We start from the raw sequence: 17307 nt of genomic DNA, 5'->3' as shown, positions 1-17307 counted from the left end.
CATTCAATTCTCATTGTTGATGATCAGCCCTGAAAAACCATCTGCCAGGTCATGCCGTATCGATCAATGACTTCTCCGTAATAAGCCCCCCATGGCTGCAGCTCAAAAGGATACTTCTCTGTACCCCCTTGGCTGAGATTACGATAGGCGGCGCGGGCGTCCTCCTCATGACTAAACGTTAAAGCCAGCCCCATATTCGAGCCCTTGGGAGTCTCCTGAAAAGCATCCGTCAGAATGAGTCGATTGCCGCCAGCCAGGGTCAACGACATGTGCATGACCTTATCCTGATGGGCTTCCGGCATGCCCGGCATGCTCCCGAAAGTAGTCAGTATGCCGATTTCTCCTCCCAACGCCTGTATGTAAAAATCCGCCTGTCCTCTTGCATCCTCGGAAATAATAAACGGTACCATCTGTGCTTGCATGTTCGTCTTCCTCTCTATTCGTTTAATGGTTTTACATATAGATGACGAACAGGATTCGGCGTAATCGACACATTTTTAAATATTTATCAAAAAAATTTCAGATCTTTTTTTGCGCTCATTTTCAAGGTTCACCAGTCAAGCATTCCGCCGCTCGATCGAGCAGCAGCTCCCGTTCCCTCTGATTGTCCGTCAGCGATGCTGCCCGTTTGAACTCGGCACAGGCTTCTTCGAGCCGTCCCAGCTTAAAGAGCAGGTCTCCCCTTACGCTCGGGAGCAGGTGATATCCCTTCAAGGCAGGCACGGATTGCAGAGCATCCACGATCTCAAGCCCAATCTCCGGACCGAAAGCCATGGAGAGGGCAACGGCACGGTTTAATTCCACAATAGGGGAGGGAGAAACCTGGGCTAACGCTTCATATAGCGCGGAGATGCGAATCCAATTCGTCTCTGCGGCACTGGCCGCTCCGGCATGACATGCGGAGATTGCGGCCTGAAGGGCATAAGGTCCCGTCATGCCTCCCAGTTGCTCGATTCGATCGAGAGCGGCAAAGCCTCGGCGGATCAATAGATAATCCCATAACGCCCGATTCTGGTCCAGGAGCAGAACAGGCTGACCGCCCGTATTGACGCGGGATTTGAATCGGGAAGATTGAAATTCCATTAACGCAACCAACCCGTGCACCTCGGGCTCCAGTGGGGCAATCTCAGCCAGCACCCGCCCGATCCGAAGCGCTTCCTGACACAACAGCGGGCGAATCCACTGACTGCCGGACGATGCTGCATAGCCTTCATTAAACATGAGATAAATGACCTCAAGCACCGATGACAATCTCGGTTTGAGCTCCGTTCCTTGCGGAATTTCAAACGCGACCCTCGTTGCCGACAGCGTCCGCTTGGCACGAACAATGCGCTGCGCTATCGTAGCTTCAGGGACAAGATAAGCATGGGCGATCTCCACTGTCGTTAATCCGCCAAGCAGGCGGAGTGTTAGCGCCACACGGGCTTCGGGGGAAAGAACCGGATGACAGGTCATAAAGATGAGCCGCAGCAGATCGTCATTCACTTCCCCCGGCTCCGGTACCTCCATGTCCGAATCCATCCGGACATCCAGCTCGCGGCCCAATAATGCGTACTTCTGATCGCGCACTTTATTTCGGCGCAGCACATCAAGTGCTTTTCGCTTCGCGGCGGTCATCAGCCATCCGCCAGGATTATCCGGTATTCCTTCCTTTGGCCATCGCTCGAGCGCAGTGATCAACGCATCTTGCGCCAGATCCTCGGCGAGACCGATATCACGAACCATTCGCGTGAGATAGGCGATAATCTTGGAGGATTCGATTCTCCATATCGCCTCGATCGCACGATGTGTATCTGCAGCCGGCATTAGGGATTCTGCCTTTGGATATGTTCGCGCATCTCATATTGTTTGGCCTGGGCTTGTGGATCCTGCGTCAGATCCGTGGGTTCAAACACCTGCCGGAGCTCGATCTGGCCTGCACCGAAGCCGTGAGGGTCCGGCATGCGCTTGGCCCATTCAATCGCTTCTTCCCTCGTCTTCACTTCAATCAAGGTATAACCCGCAATCAATTCCTTGGCTTCCGTAAAAGGCCCGTCGGTAATCTTCGCCTTGCCTCCAGGCTCCGGATAGGAAATCCGGATGGCACCGGAGCTTGGATGCAGTCCGTCCGCAGCAAGCAGCACACCGGCTCTGGCCAGCTCCATGTTGTACCTCATCATGGCATCCAATTGCTCTGCACTTGGCAGCACACCTGCCTCCGAATCCTCGGTTGCCCTTACAATCATCATAAATCTCATGGTATATTCCCTCCTGTTATAGGAACCTTGCATTCCCGTTCTATACTTATACAACGAATGGAGAATTGCCTAATCGACATGCATTTCATAAAAATCTTCATTCTTCCTAAATAATAAGCAGCAACAAAAATAATTAAGTAACAACCATTTCGTTATGGGATCACATATTCCTGTTTACGTGATTCGATTCCATGAAAAAAAGACCAACCAAGTACATCGCTTGATTGGCCTTTGTAAGGCTATGATTCTTCACGAATTCCTGTAATGCATTCATCCCATGGACTTGGCTCGTTCCCGGTACGTTTTATTCTTCGCGCGATTGCCGCAGGCTTTCATCGAGCACCATTTGCCCGTCCCCGGCCGGGAACGGTCGACGAATACCCACTGGCAATCCGCCGCCGTGCACACCCTCAATCTGCTCCACAGATTGTTTTCACGAAGTCGGAACACCAGAATCAACAACCGTGCCAAACCTCCCTTTCCCTGTTCCTCCACGGACTCCATCACATCGGACATTTCACCGAAACGATAGAAGAAACGGAATTGGCCCGCGATACGATTCAACGTCTGGAAATCGTCGTCCTTAGGATCATGCGGGTTATATGGAATGGCTGCCCTTAAGCTGCTGCGCAGTTCACGAGCCAACGTCAAATCCACTTCGGTTACGCTGTCCAAATCATGAATAAAGCCATACTCCAAGAGCCAGGATCGTAGGTCATTTACGCCTTCAAGAATCTCCACGCCCGGATCGCCCTCATATCTCATCCGTCTATCATGGGTATTAATATAGTCTGCTATGATTTCCAGCTGCTCCAATTCTGCTCCCACAACAAACAAACCTCCTATTGATGTTTTCATGACAAACCAGTAAAATGAATTTATCGGTTAGCTAACCATTAATTTTATTTTAACAGTCATCACGTGTTGTTGAACTCCCTGTTACCTGTTTATATCTATCCACTGCAAGTATGTTGTTATCAGTATAGCAGACTCCAATCTTCCTAAGAGGTGAAGTGAATGAAGATCAGACCCTTTTCTTATCCAATTGAACCCGCTGCGATTGATGACCTGTACCAACGCCTTGATATGACCCGGTGGCCTGACGAAATCCCGGGTGGCCGCTGGAATTACGGAATCCCGCTTGATTTCATGAAGGATATAATCGCTTACTGGAGGCATGAGTTCGATTGGGAAGCCTTCCGTCGCTCCATTCATGCTTATCCGAGTTATGTCGCTGAAATCGATGGGGTAGACATTCACTATATACATATTAAGGGCAGCGGTGACAACCGCGTCCCGCTCCTCATCGCCCACGGATGGCCCAGCTCCTTCTATGAAATGCTGGAGCTGATCCCTTGCCTTACGAATCCTGGGCCAATCGGGGGTCGTGCGGATATTTCCTTCGACCTCATCATTCCTTCCCTGCCGGGTCACGGCTTCTCGGGTATTCCCTTGCGTCCAGGCTTTGAGGACCGACAGGCAGGAGAACTGCTTATGAAATTAATGACGGGGCTCGGTTATGAGCGATTCGGTGCCCATGGATATGATATCGGAGCCAGCATTCTTGGGCTCATGTGTCTTGACCATCCCGACCGGTTCATCGGTTATCACACCACATCCCCCGGCAACCCGAGCCCCTGCGTGGACTCGACTTCCCCGCTTTCGGATGAGGAGAGGGCGTTCCTCCAATATCAGCAGCAATGGTACCGTGAAGAAGGCGGCTACGCCCATATTCTAGGTACAAAACCGCAAACGGCAGCCTACGGCCTGCATGATTCTCCTGTGGCACTGGCCGCTTTCATTCTTGAAAAATGGCATTATTGGACATCCCCCGAAGATAACAACGTATTGCAGCATTTCAGCAAAGAGCTGCTCATCTCCAACGTCTCCATCTATTGGGTGTCCGAGACCATCAATGCCTCGAACCGCTACTATTATGAAGGCACGCATACGAGATGGCCGGGACCGGGAGAAACCTCGCCTGTACCGCATGCGGTCACCTTAAATGCACAGCGAAACGAGCGTCCGCCGAGAGAATACGTGGAGCGAATATTTCCGAATGTGATCCGCTGGAAGGATCTGAATTCGGGCGGGCACTTTATTGCGGCTGAACAACCCGCATCGGTTGCCCAGCAAATCGTGGCGTTCTTCGATGCGCTAAGGTAATTCTCACGAGGTACGGTAACTCCCTCGAATGTTAGAAACAGGAGATTGCTGTCTCGGTGCAGAAAGGATTAGCTACTAATTCTCTTGAATGCGGTGATCTCCATGAACAGTATGATTCCGAATCGAATACATATCATCGGCTCGGTCGGCAGCGGCAAAACGACGCTTGCCAGGGCGCTCTCCGCCCGGCATGGCATCCCCTATTACGAGCTCGACAATGTGGTCTGGGAGCGAGCCAACCCTGACGATATCCGAAGGAGCGAGGCGGACCGGGATGCGCTGCTGCTGGACATCGTGAAGACGGAACGCTGGATCATTGAAGGCGCCCATCTTGAATGGGTCAGCCCCAGCTTCCAGCAGGCGGATCTCATCGTTTTCCTGAATCCTCCCTACTCCACAAGAACCTACCGGATCATCACCAGATTCATCAAACAGCGGCTTGGACTGGAACAGGCGCACTATAAACCCGTCTGGATCATGCTCCTGAACATGTTCAAATGGAGCGCGTCTTTTCAGCGCGAGGGCAGGCACCGGATCCAGCACACGCTTAGGAGCTATCCCGATAAAGTGCTCATTGTGAAAAACCATAAACAGCTCATGCAGCAGCTGGAGCTGTGGCCACCTCCAACCGGAGGAAACAACCCGGTCGCAGAGATCAAGTTAGAAAACGGAACTTAGAAGATGCGGATGAAATAGGCAGCATAGCAGACATAGCTTAACGGAACCATGCTTACTATCGGAACGCAAAGTACCGATTTCGAATTGTGCGTGACATAGAGAAGCATCAGGGCAGGCGGCCCTTCAAGAACGTGGTCGTTAGTGGCGGTAGCTTTGGCCCCCTCGAAAGCATGGTCATTGGTGAGGGCAGAATAGCAGGCATATCGAGAGCATGACCGTTGCTAATAGGCAGTACTTCGGCTCTCGAGAGCATGGCCGTTGGTGAGGGCAGAATAGCAGGCATATCGAGAGCATGACCGTTGCTAATAGGCAGTACTTCGGCTCTCGAGAGCGTAGCCGTTGATGATGGGCAGTACTTCGGCTCTCGAGAGCGTGGGAGTTGCTAATGGGCAGACACAAGAGGACCTCCTAACGGAGGTCCTCTACTGCTAACAGACACAGTTGACGCTATTGGAGGAAAAAAGCTCCTTTTAAAATCGCAACGGACCTGAGGTACCTTAATTCGTAATATCACAGGTGTTTGAACAGGGAAAACTCTTTATAACGACTGTGGTGTCCGTTACATTTGGGATTGTGCGTTTTTACGGTAAATAACGTCCGCTGGGTCCATTAGAGATTCAAACCAGGGCAGTCAAATCATGCACCCCGCCCGAAACAAAGGCTTACCGGCTTCCGTATGCTGGGAGCGTAATTGCTTCCTAGCTTGTGTCACCATCCAGCCTCCGTTTCACCGATTCAGGAGTTCCGAACTCAGCCGCTAACCGGTTGAGCATCTCCGTACTCTGCAGCTCCTGGGCAGCTTGTTCATCATTCAGAAAATATCCATACTCAAATACCGTTCTCCCGTATCCGGCGCAATGCAGACGACTCGCTTCCCTTCCCCCAGCCGTTCTGCCACGCGAAGGGCTGCGAATACCGAAGCGCCGGAGGACGGTCCGACCAGAATTCCTTCCTTGCGTGCCAAATCCCGAACAGTTTGCAGCGCATCCTCGTCAGCGATCTGTATGATCTCATCATACACACTCGTGTTCAGGATCTTCGGCACGAAGCCCGGACTTGTGCCAACCAGCTTGTGCGGTCCCGGTTGTCCGCCGGAAAGCACAGGCGAGCCCTTCGGCTCGACCACCGCGATATGCAGGCTCGGCAGAGACTTTCGCAGCTCCTCTCCGGTTCCGGTTACCGTACCGCCCGTTCCAGCAGTCGCAACAAAAGCATCCAGCCGCCCTTCCATCTGCTCCAATATTTCCGGTGCTGTAGTCACCCGGTGAATATCCGGGTTAGCGGCATTCTCGAACTGCTGCGGGATGAAACTTCCCGGAATCCGCTCTCGAAGCTCAAGCGCTTTGGCAATTGAGCCCGGCATACGCTCGCTGCTCGGCGTCAGCACGACCTCCGCCCCGTATGCCTTTAATATGTTAATCCGCTCCTTGGACATGTTATCCGGCATAATCAATATGGCCCGGTAGCCCTTAGCTGCCGCAATCATCGCCAGGCCAATGCCCGTGTTACCGCTGGTCGGCTCTATGATCGTGCCGCCCGGCTGGAGCAGGCCCTGCTCCTCCGCGGTATGAATTAGATTGTAGGCTGCGCGGTCCTTCACGCTTCCCGAAGGATTGAATCTCTCCAGCTTTACATAAACATCGGCGGCCTCTGCAGACGCCAGCCCCTGAAGTTTTACCATTGGCGTCTGACCGATCATATCAACAATGCTATTATAAATCTCCATGACGTTCTCCTTTATATATGAAGTGAAGGAACTCCCCACCAAATCTCTAACAAAGACAATAAACTTACTCGGATTATATGCAAGTTCCTCCCCTATTGTCAATGAAGCTCAGCATGCCGCCAAACTCTGTCAGGATGACAACGCACCAGGTGTTACGTCCTTTGCTCGCTGCAAAATCTTTGGCTCGGCAAGAGCATGGCTCGCCGCTCCACCATGACTTTATGGTATGCTGTTTTAAGGAAAATTCCCTTCGATCTGCATGAAGAAGACAAACCCTATGCTAAGGTACTTCTTCTACAAGAACAAGGTTTCATTCTCCTTAAATCCCCTACCTTCAAATCCATTCATGAATCTATAAACTTATATCTGGACTCATAAAGGAGGCGCAAGAAAAGCGTGAATATCCCGCTGTTACTACCTGAAGATCAACCCATACTGCTGCTCGACCGAACCGATGATTTAACACAGCAGGACGTGCTGTGCCATTTTGCGCTGGACGAGCTCCTATGCAGACTGACCGGAGAGGGCGGACCCGCGATCTGCCATATATGGCGGCATCCGCGCGCTTTTGTCATGGGTGTGCGCGACAGCAGACTGCCCCAAGCTGCACAGGGGGAAGCCCTGCTTCGCTCACTCGGCTATGATACCGCCGTCCGTCATTCAGGCGGGGCTGCGGTTCCCTTGGACTCCGGGGTCGTAAACCTGTCCCTTATTCTTCCGTTTGCATCCAAGGGACCTGCGCCTGATTTTCATCAGGACTTTGAAATCATGGTGGAGCTGATCCGGGAAGCGCTGCACAGCACCGGGCAAAGGGTCGATACCGGCGAGATTGCCGGAGCATTCTGCCCGGGGACATTCGATTTGAGCATTCGAGGTCTTAAATTTTGCGGCATAGCCCAGCGCAGGCAGCGAAAAGCTTTTATCATTCAAGCTTTTATCATCGCCCAAGGCTCAGGCTGCGAACGCGCCCGCCTCGTTCGTTCTTTCTATGATATTGCAGCGGAAACAGCAGATCCGAAGCAGTACCCTATCGTAGAAACTACCAGCACGGCCAGTCTCGAGGAACTGACAAATATCGGGAGCGGCGCAGCAGCGGTACAGCAGTTTATAACAGCGGTAAGAGAGGTTATCCGCAATGGGCAGTCGGACAAAGATTTAACAGGAGTCGCCTCCAGATTCGTTATGCCAACAACCGAGGAAATCCGGATGATGGCTGACCAGATGCGGCAGCGATATAACAACAAGTAGATATAAGGGTGGGAATGCCGCTGCATGTGGCTGGCGGATTCATGCGGTGACATGCACGCAGTCGCTAATGCTTGGGGATGATAGTGCTTGTTGACCCGGCTCACGTAGTTACCGATATTAGTAGCTGCTTGCCGCGTGTGGTCGCTAATCAATTGGCTCCATGTAACCGCCTGCGTTGCGTGCGGTTCATCTCCTCCATCCCACACCGCCCCGCCCGCTGTGAGAGCACCGTTCGGGGCAAGCCACTGAATGGCCCATCAACAGGAGCCGCGGAAAGGTATAATGGCACCCCCATCTGGGGTATGCCATTAGTATCAAGGTTCCCGCAACCTAAAGGTGAGGTGAAGATCCGGTGGACCCATCGGAAGATCGGTGTGAATGCTGCGGCAGGTCAGGTGTAGAAACAACGATTCACCATCTGACACCCAAGGAATATGGCGGCGTTAACCTTCCTACGGCCCTGCTGTGTATCCCTTGTCACAGACACATTCATCATCTTTTTACAAACAAACAGCTCATTGATCTGGAGCTAACTACGATATCAGCTCTGCAGCTCAATCCTGCCATGCAATCCTTCATCCGCTGGATCCGCAAGACTCCCCCTGGCACTATCCCCAAATCCCGTAAATCCAGAAATGTACGGGGGCGCCGCTAACAACCTGTTCTGACCGCCCCTTTAAGGTATAACACCCCCTCAGATTACTTTATTTTTACAATTGCACCAATAATGGATGATACTCTCTTAACACTTCCCCTATACACTTGTCCTGATGGCAATTTATATTAGGGGTGGATAAGCTTGAGTAAAACAATGGACCGCAAAACGTTTCTGTCTTATCTGGGTACCGGCGCAACCGCATTGGCAGCCGCATCCGCTGGCTTGGGCGTATTAGAAGGCAAGGCTTCCGCTATGTCCGGAACCGCAAATCATCTGTTCGGATTCAAAACGAATCGGGTCAGCGGCTATTTCGAGCCTATCGAGCCAACCAAAGCAGATCAGCTCGTCCTGCCTAAAAATTTTAAATACGATGTCATTGCAGCTTTCGACGATGTGATTAATCCCGCTGGCGAAAAATTCGGCTCCGGCTGTGACTACAACGCCTTCTTCCCGATTAAGGGCTCCAATGTCCGCGGCCTGCTGGTCAACAATCACGAGTACTCGACCATATTCTCGATCGGACCGGTGAAGGACGGTAAAATGTCCGCGGATCAAATCCATAAAAACCTGTATTACCAAGGCATGTCAGTGATCGAAGTATACCGCGACGAGAAGGGTGTATGGAAAATGGACACCACCTCCACCCATGCCCGCCGCATCAACGGCTTCACTAAATTCGACATTACCGGCCCTGCCAAAGGCATTCCAGCCTTGAAAGGCGCCACAACCGCAACAGGCACATTTGCCAACTGCTCCGGCGGCGTAACGCTGTGGAACACGGTTTTGTCTTGTGAAGAGAATTTTGAGGAAACCGCAGCGGTCTCGAAGCTGCCGGATACCCATTACGGTTGGGTCGTTGAGGTCGATCCGTTCGACAAATCCTTCTTGAAAAAACACACCGCTCTCGGCAGATTCAATCATGAAAATACGGCCATGGGCCTTGCCGCAGACGGCCGGATCGTTGTCTATATGGGCGACGACAAGAAGGATGCCTGTGTCTATAAATTTATCAGCAAGAACAAATATGACAAAAGCAAAGGCCGCGCCAACTCCGCACTTCTGGAAGAGGGAACCCTGTATGTTGCCAACCTGAAGTCGGGCAAATGGCAGCCGGTCACTCTGGAAGCTGTAACAAAAGCCATTGCAGAGGACAAAGAGGCACAAGCCAAATTCAAGTCCCAAGGCGACGTCGTGACTTACTGTCAGGAAGCTGCGCGTTTTGTTGGTGGAACGCCGACAGACCGTCCGGAAGACATCGAAATTTCTCCGTTCGATAACACGGTGTTTATCTGCCATACAAACAACGACAATCACGGCAATATCCACGGCCATATCACGCGCATTTTTGAAGCGGGCAACGATTTGGCGGCCATGGAATTCGACTTTGAAATCTTTGCTGCGGGCGGACGCCAATCCGGCTTCAGTTCACCAGACAACCTGGCCTTCGACTCGAACGGCGATCTGTGGGTCGTGACGGACATCTCCAGCAGCAGCCAGAACAAAGGTGTTCACAAACCCTTTATGAATAACGGACTGTTCGTCATTCCAACAAGCGGACCGGATCAAGGAGCTGCGCTGCAATTTGCTTCTGGTCCGGTAGAGTCGGAGCTTACCGGTCCCTTCTTCACACCCGATGAGCAGACGCTCTTCCTGTCCGTTCAACACCCAGGTGAGAATACGGAGGACCTCAGCAAGCCAAGCAGCACATGGCCTCACCGCTCCGGCGAGAACATGGCGCGCTGTGCCGTCGTGGCGATTAGCGGATTCAAATTAGAATCATAATCCAGCATAGAAAGGGGTTAACATCATGCCGTTTGGAAATATCGGAATCGGTGGCCTGGTTCTCATTTTGATTATTGCACTCATTATATTCGGTCCCTCCAAACTTCCCGAGCTCGGTCGCGCTTTCGGGCGAACTCTAAGTGAATTCAAGGGCGCAACCCGCAACTTGATGAACGGAGACGATGAGAATGAGAAGAAAGACGATGCTACGCAAACTACTGCAGCAGCCAGTAAGCAGCACAGCTGATCCAAACGACCAGAGCGCGGTCGAGCATCTGGAAGAAATGCGGAAGCGCCTGATCCGCACGCTGATTGCGTTTCTCGTAGCGATGACGGCCGCCTTCATCTATGTTGAGAAGATCTACCATTGGCTGGTACGAGGCATGGACGAGCAGCTCGTTCTGCTTGGTCCCTCCGAGGTAATGTGGGTGTATATGATCATTGCCGGTGTGGTTGCCGTTACCGTTACACTTCCGATTGCCGCTTATCAAATATGGCGGTTCGTGCAGCCGGCATTGCCTGATGGGACACACCGCTCTGCCATGCAGCTCATTCCCGTAATCAGCCTGTTATTTATTGCAGGCATATGCTTTGGATACTTTGTGCTCTTTCCCATGGTGCTCCAGTTCATGCAGCGGATGGCCGAGGGACAATTCCAGACCATGTACACGGCGCAAAAGTATTTTACGTTCATGATTCATATGACCGTTCCGTTCGGGTTCCTGTTCGAAATGCCCGCGATCGTCGTATTTCTGACAAAGCTTGGCATCGTGAATCCGCATCGTCTGGCCAAAATACGTAAATCGGCCTACTTCCTGCTCTGTATCGTAGCTGTCACCATCACACCACCGGATATCATGTCCGACCTGATTGTGATCGTTCCGCTGTTCCTGCTGTACGAAATTAGCGTTTCTATCTCCAAACTCATCTATCGGAAGCAGCAGCTGCTGTCGCAAGCGGAAGGCAGCATATCCTAAAACCGTTCGTTTCCCCCGAAATAGGACGGAACCTTTTATAACCCGTGAACAGACGCCTATGCGAATAGGGTGTCATATTCACGGGTTCTTTTTTATGAACCAAATGTAAGATTATCTTACATGATTTATACTGAATTTGCTCTAAAATGATTGACACCTTCAAGAAATTGCATTAGCTTTACTTAGTAATAAAGGAATTATCTACTTTATTGTCATTATTATGTTAGATACAGGAGGTGAAAACGAGTGGCGAGAGTCTGGATCATTAACATATGTTATGAATTATAACATGTGTGCGATCGAACGGGAGATACAAAAAAAACTGCGAATGGGGGAAGCCATTGATGTTAAGAAAACAAACCAAGCTGTTCAAACGCGCGATGTCCATGACACTTCTGCTTGGATTGGTGATGAACAGCATTACCGCGGCGGCGGCCGAGCGGTTTACCTATGAGGAAATTACATTGAAGGAACTAGAGCAGGGTTACGCCGCAGGAGCGTTCAAGACCGAAGAGATCGTGAAGGCATACCTTGACCGCATCAACATCTATGAATCCAATTACAATGCGTTTACCATGATGAATGTCAATGCGCTCCAGGAAGCTCGCGAGATTGACCGCCGCCGGACGGCTGGCGAGAAGCTCGGCCCCCTTGCCGGTGTTCCGATTGTCATTAAGGAAGCCGTTGACGTCGCCGGCTTTCCGTCCACCTTCGGCTGGGCTCCGCTCAGCAAAGAGCTCGGAGGGATCGAGCTGATTCCGGAGAAGGATGCCCCTGTCGTTGCCCGGCTGAAAGCAGCCGGTGCGATTATATTGGGCAAGACCAATATCCCGGCATTCAGCTCCGACGGCACGCGCGCCAGCTCCAGCTGGGCTGGCGACACCTATAATGCCGTAGACCGGAAGCTGGTGCCGGGCGCCAGCAGTTCCGGCACAGCCATGTCCATCTCGGGCAATTTTGCCGTGCTCGGCATTGCGGAGGAAACCGGCGGATCGATCCAGAATCCGGCGGCGGCCCAAGCGCTGGTTGGCATCAAGCCAACCTTCGGATTGGTGCCAAATGCCGGAGTTGTTCCTCTCGCCGGAAGCACCAGGGACGTTGTCGGTCCGCATGCCCGAACGGTCCATGATGCAGCCGTGATGCTGGACGTCATTGCCGGCTACACGGCCGAAGATGCCAAGACCGTGGCCTCGATCGGCAACATCCCCCGCAAAGGCTACACATCCAAGCTCAACTCGCTCGCGCTCAAGAACAAGCGCATCGGTCTCTATGGACCGGGATGGCTCGGCGAGGAACTGACAGCGGAAACGCAGCAGCTGTATGACCGTGCCGTGAAGGAGCTGGAGAGCCAGGGGGCCATCGTGGTTACCGATCCATTTGCCGATACGGAATTTGCCGAATTCGCCAAATCGGCCGGCTCCATTGGCATTGAATCGATCGTGTATGACATGGAACAGTATCTAAAGCGTTTAGGGCCAAATGCAGCAATTAAATCAGTTCACGAACTGATCAAGAAGACCGGCGAGACCCCTTCGGCACTCGCTAAATACGAGGAAGCCCTGAAAAATCCAGATGCCATTCCCGATTTATCCAAATTCACAGAGGCCAGAACAAAGTATCTTCATATTTTTAACGGTGTAATGGATCAACATCGCTTGGACGCACTCGTATTTCCTCAAATGTACAAAGAAACGCCGCTTCTTCACAGCGAAGACAAAATCGCGGATACCACCGTTCCCGAGATTAACATTGCGGGGGTTCCTCTGGTTACAGTACCTGCAGGATATTATAAGAGCGGCTCCCCGTTTGCCATCGCTTTTGTCGGCAAAATGTGGAGCGAGGCCGATCTGCTCGGAATGGCCTACGACTATGAACAGGCAACGAAGCACCGCGTTGCACCAACGCTTCTCGCAAAACCTTAATCGCTGTCTATATCAAGCTTATACAGACCAACCGGAGCCATGGACGGCTCCGGTTTTTTTGGCAATGATATGTCTGACAGATGTCCTCGGATTCCACCCCTAGCTGCTTCTGTAAGGTACATCCGAATGCTCATGTGCATCCGTACCTGGTCTGAGACTTTTGGCATGATTCCTCTGAAATTTAGCATTGATCCATTGATTTATTAGAGAAGTTCTCCTAGTATTTTTAGTAGGAACATCTAGCGGCTTGGCACTATGGCAATAGCTTCGCTGTCTTTATGAGAGCGCTATCGCTGCTGCTGTTTAAAATACGGGGGGTTGCAGATATGAAATGGAATCACTTCAAGTCCAAGCTTCTGCTTAAATATACGCTGTCCTATATCTCCATTTTCCTTATACCTCTTGTTATATTAACCATCATTATTTATCATAATGCCGTCAATACCCTCCGATCAGAGATCGAACAAACCAATGTCAATCAGCTGACCCAGGCAAAAACCGTCATTGATGACCGCATGAAAGAATTGCAGGACATCGCCTTTCGCATTGCCTATGACGAGCAGTTAACGCGGTATTGGACCCACCATCCCTACTACAGCCGGGAATCGATTGGAGCCCTGGTCAAATACAAAGCCAACAGTTCCATTATCGATGAACTATTCCTGTTCTTCCGCGGAGATGATAGCATCTACTCCTCTCAGGGCTTCGAGAACCTGGATGTATTCACAGGCCGCTACAAATTCAATACCTGGAACGAAGCGGACATGGTCCGCGATCTGAATAACGTGCAATTCCCCACCATGCGCCCGGCGGAGCAGGTCGTGCAAGGCACCAAAATCCAGAATTCCATGCTGGCCTACCTTGTACCGATTGCACCTAACAACACGCCCGCCCACGGAACCGTCATGTACTTGATTCACGAATCCAACCTCACCGGATTGATTGATTCCATTCTCAGCGACTACCATGGGATGACTTATATCTTCGATAATTACGGGCAGGTGCTGGCCGCCAATTACAAAGGGGAAACCATTACCGAAGAGGAAGTCAATGCGTTGTTTGCGCTTGAGCCCGGCACGCACAGCCTCTCACTAAATCAAGAACCGCATTCGGTGGTATCCGTCAAATCTGAAGCTGGCTGGACTTATGTAACCGCGATGCCGAGCAACCAGTTTTTCAGCCGGATCGTCCATATTCGCACCTTTATTATTCTGGTGTTCTCCTTCGTGGTGGTGATGGGCACCATTCTGGCCATTATGCTGGCCCGGCGACAATACCATCCGATATCAGACCTGATGGAGTTCATCCGACTGAAGAACAACCCGGAACCATCCACATCCAGCAACGAGCTGGAATGGATCAAGAAAACGCTGCACGATTACAGCCAGCGCGTGGATCTTCAGGAGCCCTACGCTCGCAATCATATACTGCTCATGCTGCTGAAGCATGGTCATACCGGAGAATTCCCCTCAGAGTTTACGGAGAAGCTCGGCATCCGCTTCAGCAGGTCCCATTATTTTGTGGTGACCATGGGCTGGGAAACGCATGCCTTCCCCATCGGGGATAACCCTGAGCGGAGACCTGTCATGCAGCTGATGAACGATGTGGAACTGCCGGAGTTTTCCGCTTATGCCTATGGTGTGGAGCTGCCACAGCCAGATCAACTGGCACTTATTGTCGGGTTTGATGCCGAAACCGGGCATGAAGCCAGTCTGAATGCCCGTATGGAGCCCATCGTCGAAGCACTGCAATCGATGGCGGCAGAGCATACCGGCGCTGCACCCGCAATCGGGATAGGCAACCGCTACAGTTATCCCGAGCAGCTGAATCAGTCCTACATCGAGGCGTCGACCGCTCTGGAGTCGTCCATGCTGCACGGACAGGGCAGCAGCACCTTCTTCAACGCCCTTTCCGGTTCCGGCACACAGGATTCCTCCTTCTGGGTTCCCAAGGATGTACTGCTGAAGCTGGTTCAGAGCTTGAAACAGGGCAGTTACGATGTGGCGGTTCAGATGGTATCCACCGCGCTGAATAACCTGAAAGCGGAAATGCCGTCCGTACCGCTGCTCCGCTGCATCTGCTTCGATATTCTGAATACGATGCTAAAAACGGCCTCGGAGCTTGGCATCCATCATGTGGTTCATCAGCTTCCAAGGGTTACCTCCTACGACTCGCTGGAGGATCTGGAGAAGAAACTGGCAGGCCTGGCCGCCGAAATCTGCGCCCATGTCGAGGCGAAGAGCGAGACGGAAGAAAGCTCGTTGATGGACGAAATCGTTGCTTATATCGATGCCAATTTCACGGATTACGACCTCAGCCTGGGCACGATCTCATCCAAATTTACCATCTCTTCATCGTATTTCAGCCGCTCCTTTAAAGAGAAAATCGGCATGAATTTCACTCAATATATCTGGCAGAAACGGATGGATGAGGTCATCCGGCTGCTGCTGCATACCACCGATCCGTTAAAGGATATCATCACGCGTGTCGGTTACCTGGATACACCAAACTTCATCCGTAAATTCAAGAAAGAGACGGGTTATACGCCCGGACAATACCGCAAGATGCACAGTCCCAACGGCTCGGCCGATTCCTCGGATGATGACGAAGAGGAGTGTATCGGGTGATGGGTAACGGGTTCGGCCGACCGCGATGGAAAGTGCATCTGATAACAGCTTCGAACGACAGCAACGAAGAGCGCATCGGGTAACGGCTTCGAACGACGGCGACGAAGATCCCATCGGGTAAGCGATTCGCCGAATAAATCAAAAACCTCCTCTTAACCGTACAGTTAAGGGGAGGTTTTCGTATATTTTAACGGTCACTTTTCGAGCCAGCCAAACTACGTCGTACGCCAAGCCCCTTCTATTTTGCAGCAGGGATGCCTTGAAGTCCTTGATGCATTGCATCCAGCAGGCGGCGAGTCGGGTCGCAGCCGTATTCCCAGAACATGATCCCGGCCAGGCCTTGCTCCTTCACATAATCGCATTTGCACCGGATCGATTCTTCATCATCATAAGAAATTAGGCTGGACCCGTTAAACAGGTACGGCGCACAGGCTTCCTCGTCCCAATATCGAACGTAGCCGTTCTTGTTGATGTAATTCGCGTCCAGCTCGGCAAAGGCCGGACCGTAGCCGCCTGTGCTGCCAGCCATTTGGTGAAGTCCCTGGTTTCGATCCGGAACCTCAGTCCAGATCCGCGAGTAAAATGCGGCACCGATCACCATCTTCTCCTTCGGGACGCCCGCGCGAGCGAACAGGTTCACAGACGCATCTGTACTGATTCGGAACAGATCGCCGGTTGGCGTGTACAGATTCGTATGATGACCGGTCAGAACCTGAAAACCGCCGCGCATATCATAGGTCATCAACTGGACAAAGTCGAGGTAGCGCTGCACCTCGTCCATCTCTGTACCGTCCAGGTAGTATTGGTCTGCACCTGCCGCGATTGTAAGCAGATAATGGCGGCTATCCCCGGATCCCTTGGCATCCAGTGCCTCCCGAATCGCCTTGAGAAGCAAGGTGAAATTCCGTTTGTCATCCGGACTCGAGGCGATGCCGGCTTCACCGTAACAAGGATACTCCCAGTCCAGATCGATCCCGTCAAAAGGGTATTCTTCCAGCACCCGGACGGCCGATGCGGCCATGCTGTTCCTTCCTGTCTCGGTGGAGGCGGCTTCGGAGAAACCGCCAGCGCTCCAGCCTCCAACGGACAGCAGCACCGTAAGATGCGGGTGATCCCGCTTGATGTTCCGGACAACCTCGCCGTTCTTCAAATGCTCGGTCGTGATCTCATCATGCTTGACGTGGCCGAAGGCGACGTTCAGGTGGGTTAACTTCAACAGATCCTCATGCGCCATGTCGGGAAGAACAGCATCGACGGCATAACCTGCAGCAATATAGTTCGTCATA

15 protein-coding genes are annotated in these 17307 nt (G+C 52.0%); 9 read left to right on the top strand and 6 right to left on the bottom strand.

Translation table 11 applies throughout. The annotated features are described in order from the left end of the window. Positions 1-23: 23 nt before the first annotated feature. From WDY75_RS01320 to WDY75_RS01305, 4 genes are all read right to left on the bottom strand, one after another. Positions 24-422 (bottom strand): VOC family protein, encoded by a 399-nt coding sequence (locus WDY75_RS01320; protein WP_006207056.1) that lies wholly within the window; start codon positions 420-422, stop codon positions 24-26. Between the two features lie 121 nt (positions 423-543). Further along, positions 544-1806, bottom strand: coding sequence for an RNA polymerase sigma factor (locus tag WDY75_RS01315; protein ID WP_006207057.1), 1263 nt, complete (start codon positions 1804-1806; stop codon positions 544-546). After that, positions 1806-2237, bottom strand: a complete 432-nt coding sequence (locus tag WDY75_RS01310) for a YciI family protein (protein WP_006207058.1) — start codon at positions 2235-2237, stop codon at positions 1806-1808. Before WDY75_RS01310 ends, WDY75_RS01315 begins: the two co-directional genes overlap by 1 nt. 270 nt (positions 2238-2507) lie before the next feature. Continuing rightward, positions 2508-3065, bottom strand: coding sequence for a CGNR zinc finger domain-containing protein (locus WDY75_RS01305; protein WP_006207059.1), 558 nt, complete (start codon positions 3063-3065; stop codon positions 2508-2510). 189 nt (positions 3066-3254) lie between these two features. Here WDY75_RS01305 and WDY75_RS01300 point away from each other — a divergent pair, with 189 nt between their 5' ends. Together WDY75_RS01300 and WDY75_RS01295 are read left to right on the top strand one after the other, a co-directional pair. After that, entirely contained in the window at positions 3255-4403 is a 1149-nt protein-coding gene (locus tag WDY75_RS01300) for an epoxide hydrolase family protein (protein WP_006207060.1), read from the top strand. A 102-nt stretch (positions 4404-4505) separates the two neighbouring features. Next, a complete protein-coding gene (locus tag WDY75_RS01295) occupies positions 4506-5081 on the top strand; it encodes an AAA family ATPase (protein ID WP_063479716.1) in 576 nt (191 codons plus the stop codon). A gap of 811 nt (positions 5082-5892) precedes the next feature. Here the strand turns inward: WDY75_RS01295 and cysK are convergent. Further along, on the bottom strand, positions 5893-6807 hold the full coding sequence (gene cysK, locus WDY75_RS01290) for a cysteine synthase A (RefSeq protein WP_063478073.1): 915 nt from the start codon (positions 6805-6807) through the stop codon (positions 5893-5895). 396 nt (positions 6808-7203) lie between these two features. Between cysK and WDY75_RS01285 the strand changes: the two genes are divergently transcribed. The 7 genes from WDY75_RS01285 (at position 7204) to WDY75_RS01255 (ending at position 16021) form a co-directional block, all read left to right on the top strand. Next, a complete protein-coding gene (locus WDY75_RS01285; RefSeq protein WP_063478074.1) occupies positions 7204-8055 on the top strand; it encodes a lipoyl protein ligase domain-containing protein in 852 nt (283 codons plus the stop codon). 352 nt (positions 8056-8407) lie between these two features. Beyond that, positions 8408-8710, top strand: a complete 303-nt coding sequence (locus WDY75_RS01280) for an HNH endonuclease (protein WP_081742768.1) — start codon at positions 8408-8410, stop codon at positions 8708-8710. Positions 8711-8866: 156 nt separating this feature from the next. Continuing rightward, complete coding sequence (locus WDY75_RS01275; RefSeq protein ID WP_006207065.1) at positions 8867-10495, top strand: PhoX family protein; 1629 nt, start codon at positions 8867-8869, stop codon at positions 10493-10495. 25 nt (positions 10496-10520) lie between these two features. Beyond that, positions 10521-10742, top strand: a complete 222-nt coding sequence (locus WDY75_RS01270) for a twin-arginine translocase TatA/TatE family subunit (protein ID WP_006207066.1) — start codon at positions 10521-10523, stop codon at positions 10740-10742. Beyond that, complete coding sequence (gene tatC / locus WDY75_RS01265; RefSeq protein ID WP_082834270.1) at positions 10699-11472, top strand: twin-arginine translocase subunit TatC; 774 nt, start codon at positions 10699-10701, stop codon at positions 11470-11472. Before WDY75_RS01270 ends, tatC begins: the two co-directional genes overlap by 44 nt. A 344-nt stretch (positions 11473-11816) precedes the next feature. After that, positions 11817-13394, top strand: coding sequence for an amidase (locus tag WDY75_RS01260; protein ID WP_063478075.1), 1578 nt, complete (start codon positions 11817-11819; stop codon positions 13392-13394). A gap of 326 nt (positions 13395-13720) precedes the next feature. After that, complete coding sequence (locus tag WDY75_RS01255; protein WP_036640164.1) at positions 13721-16021, top strand: helix-turn-helix domain-containing protein; 2301 nt, start codon at positions 13721-13723, stop codon at positions 16019-16021. 238 nt (positions 16022-16259) lie between these two features. Here the strand turns inward: WDY75_RS01255 and WDY75_RS01250 are convergent, their stop codons facing one another. Continuing rightward, positions 16260-17306 (bottom strand): glycoside hydrolase family 18 protein, encoded by a 1047-nt coding sequence (locus tag WDY75_RS01250; RefSeq protein ID WP_063478076.1) that lies wholly within the window; start codon positions 17304-17306, stop codon positions 16260-16262. Between the last annotated feature and the right edge of the window lies 1 nt (position 17307).

The organism is Paenibacillus glucanolyticus (assembly GCF_037333485.1).
Classification (GTDB): Bacteria; Bacillota; Bacilli; order Paenibacillales; family Paenibacillaceae; genus Paenibacillus_AQ; species Paenibacillus_AQ glucanolyticus.
This window is presented reverse-complemented; position numbering and strand designations above follow the sequence as displayed.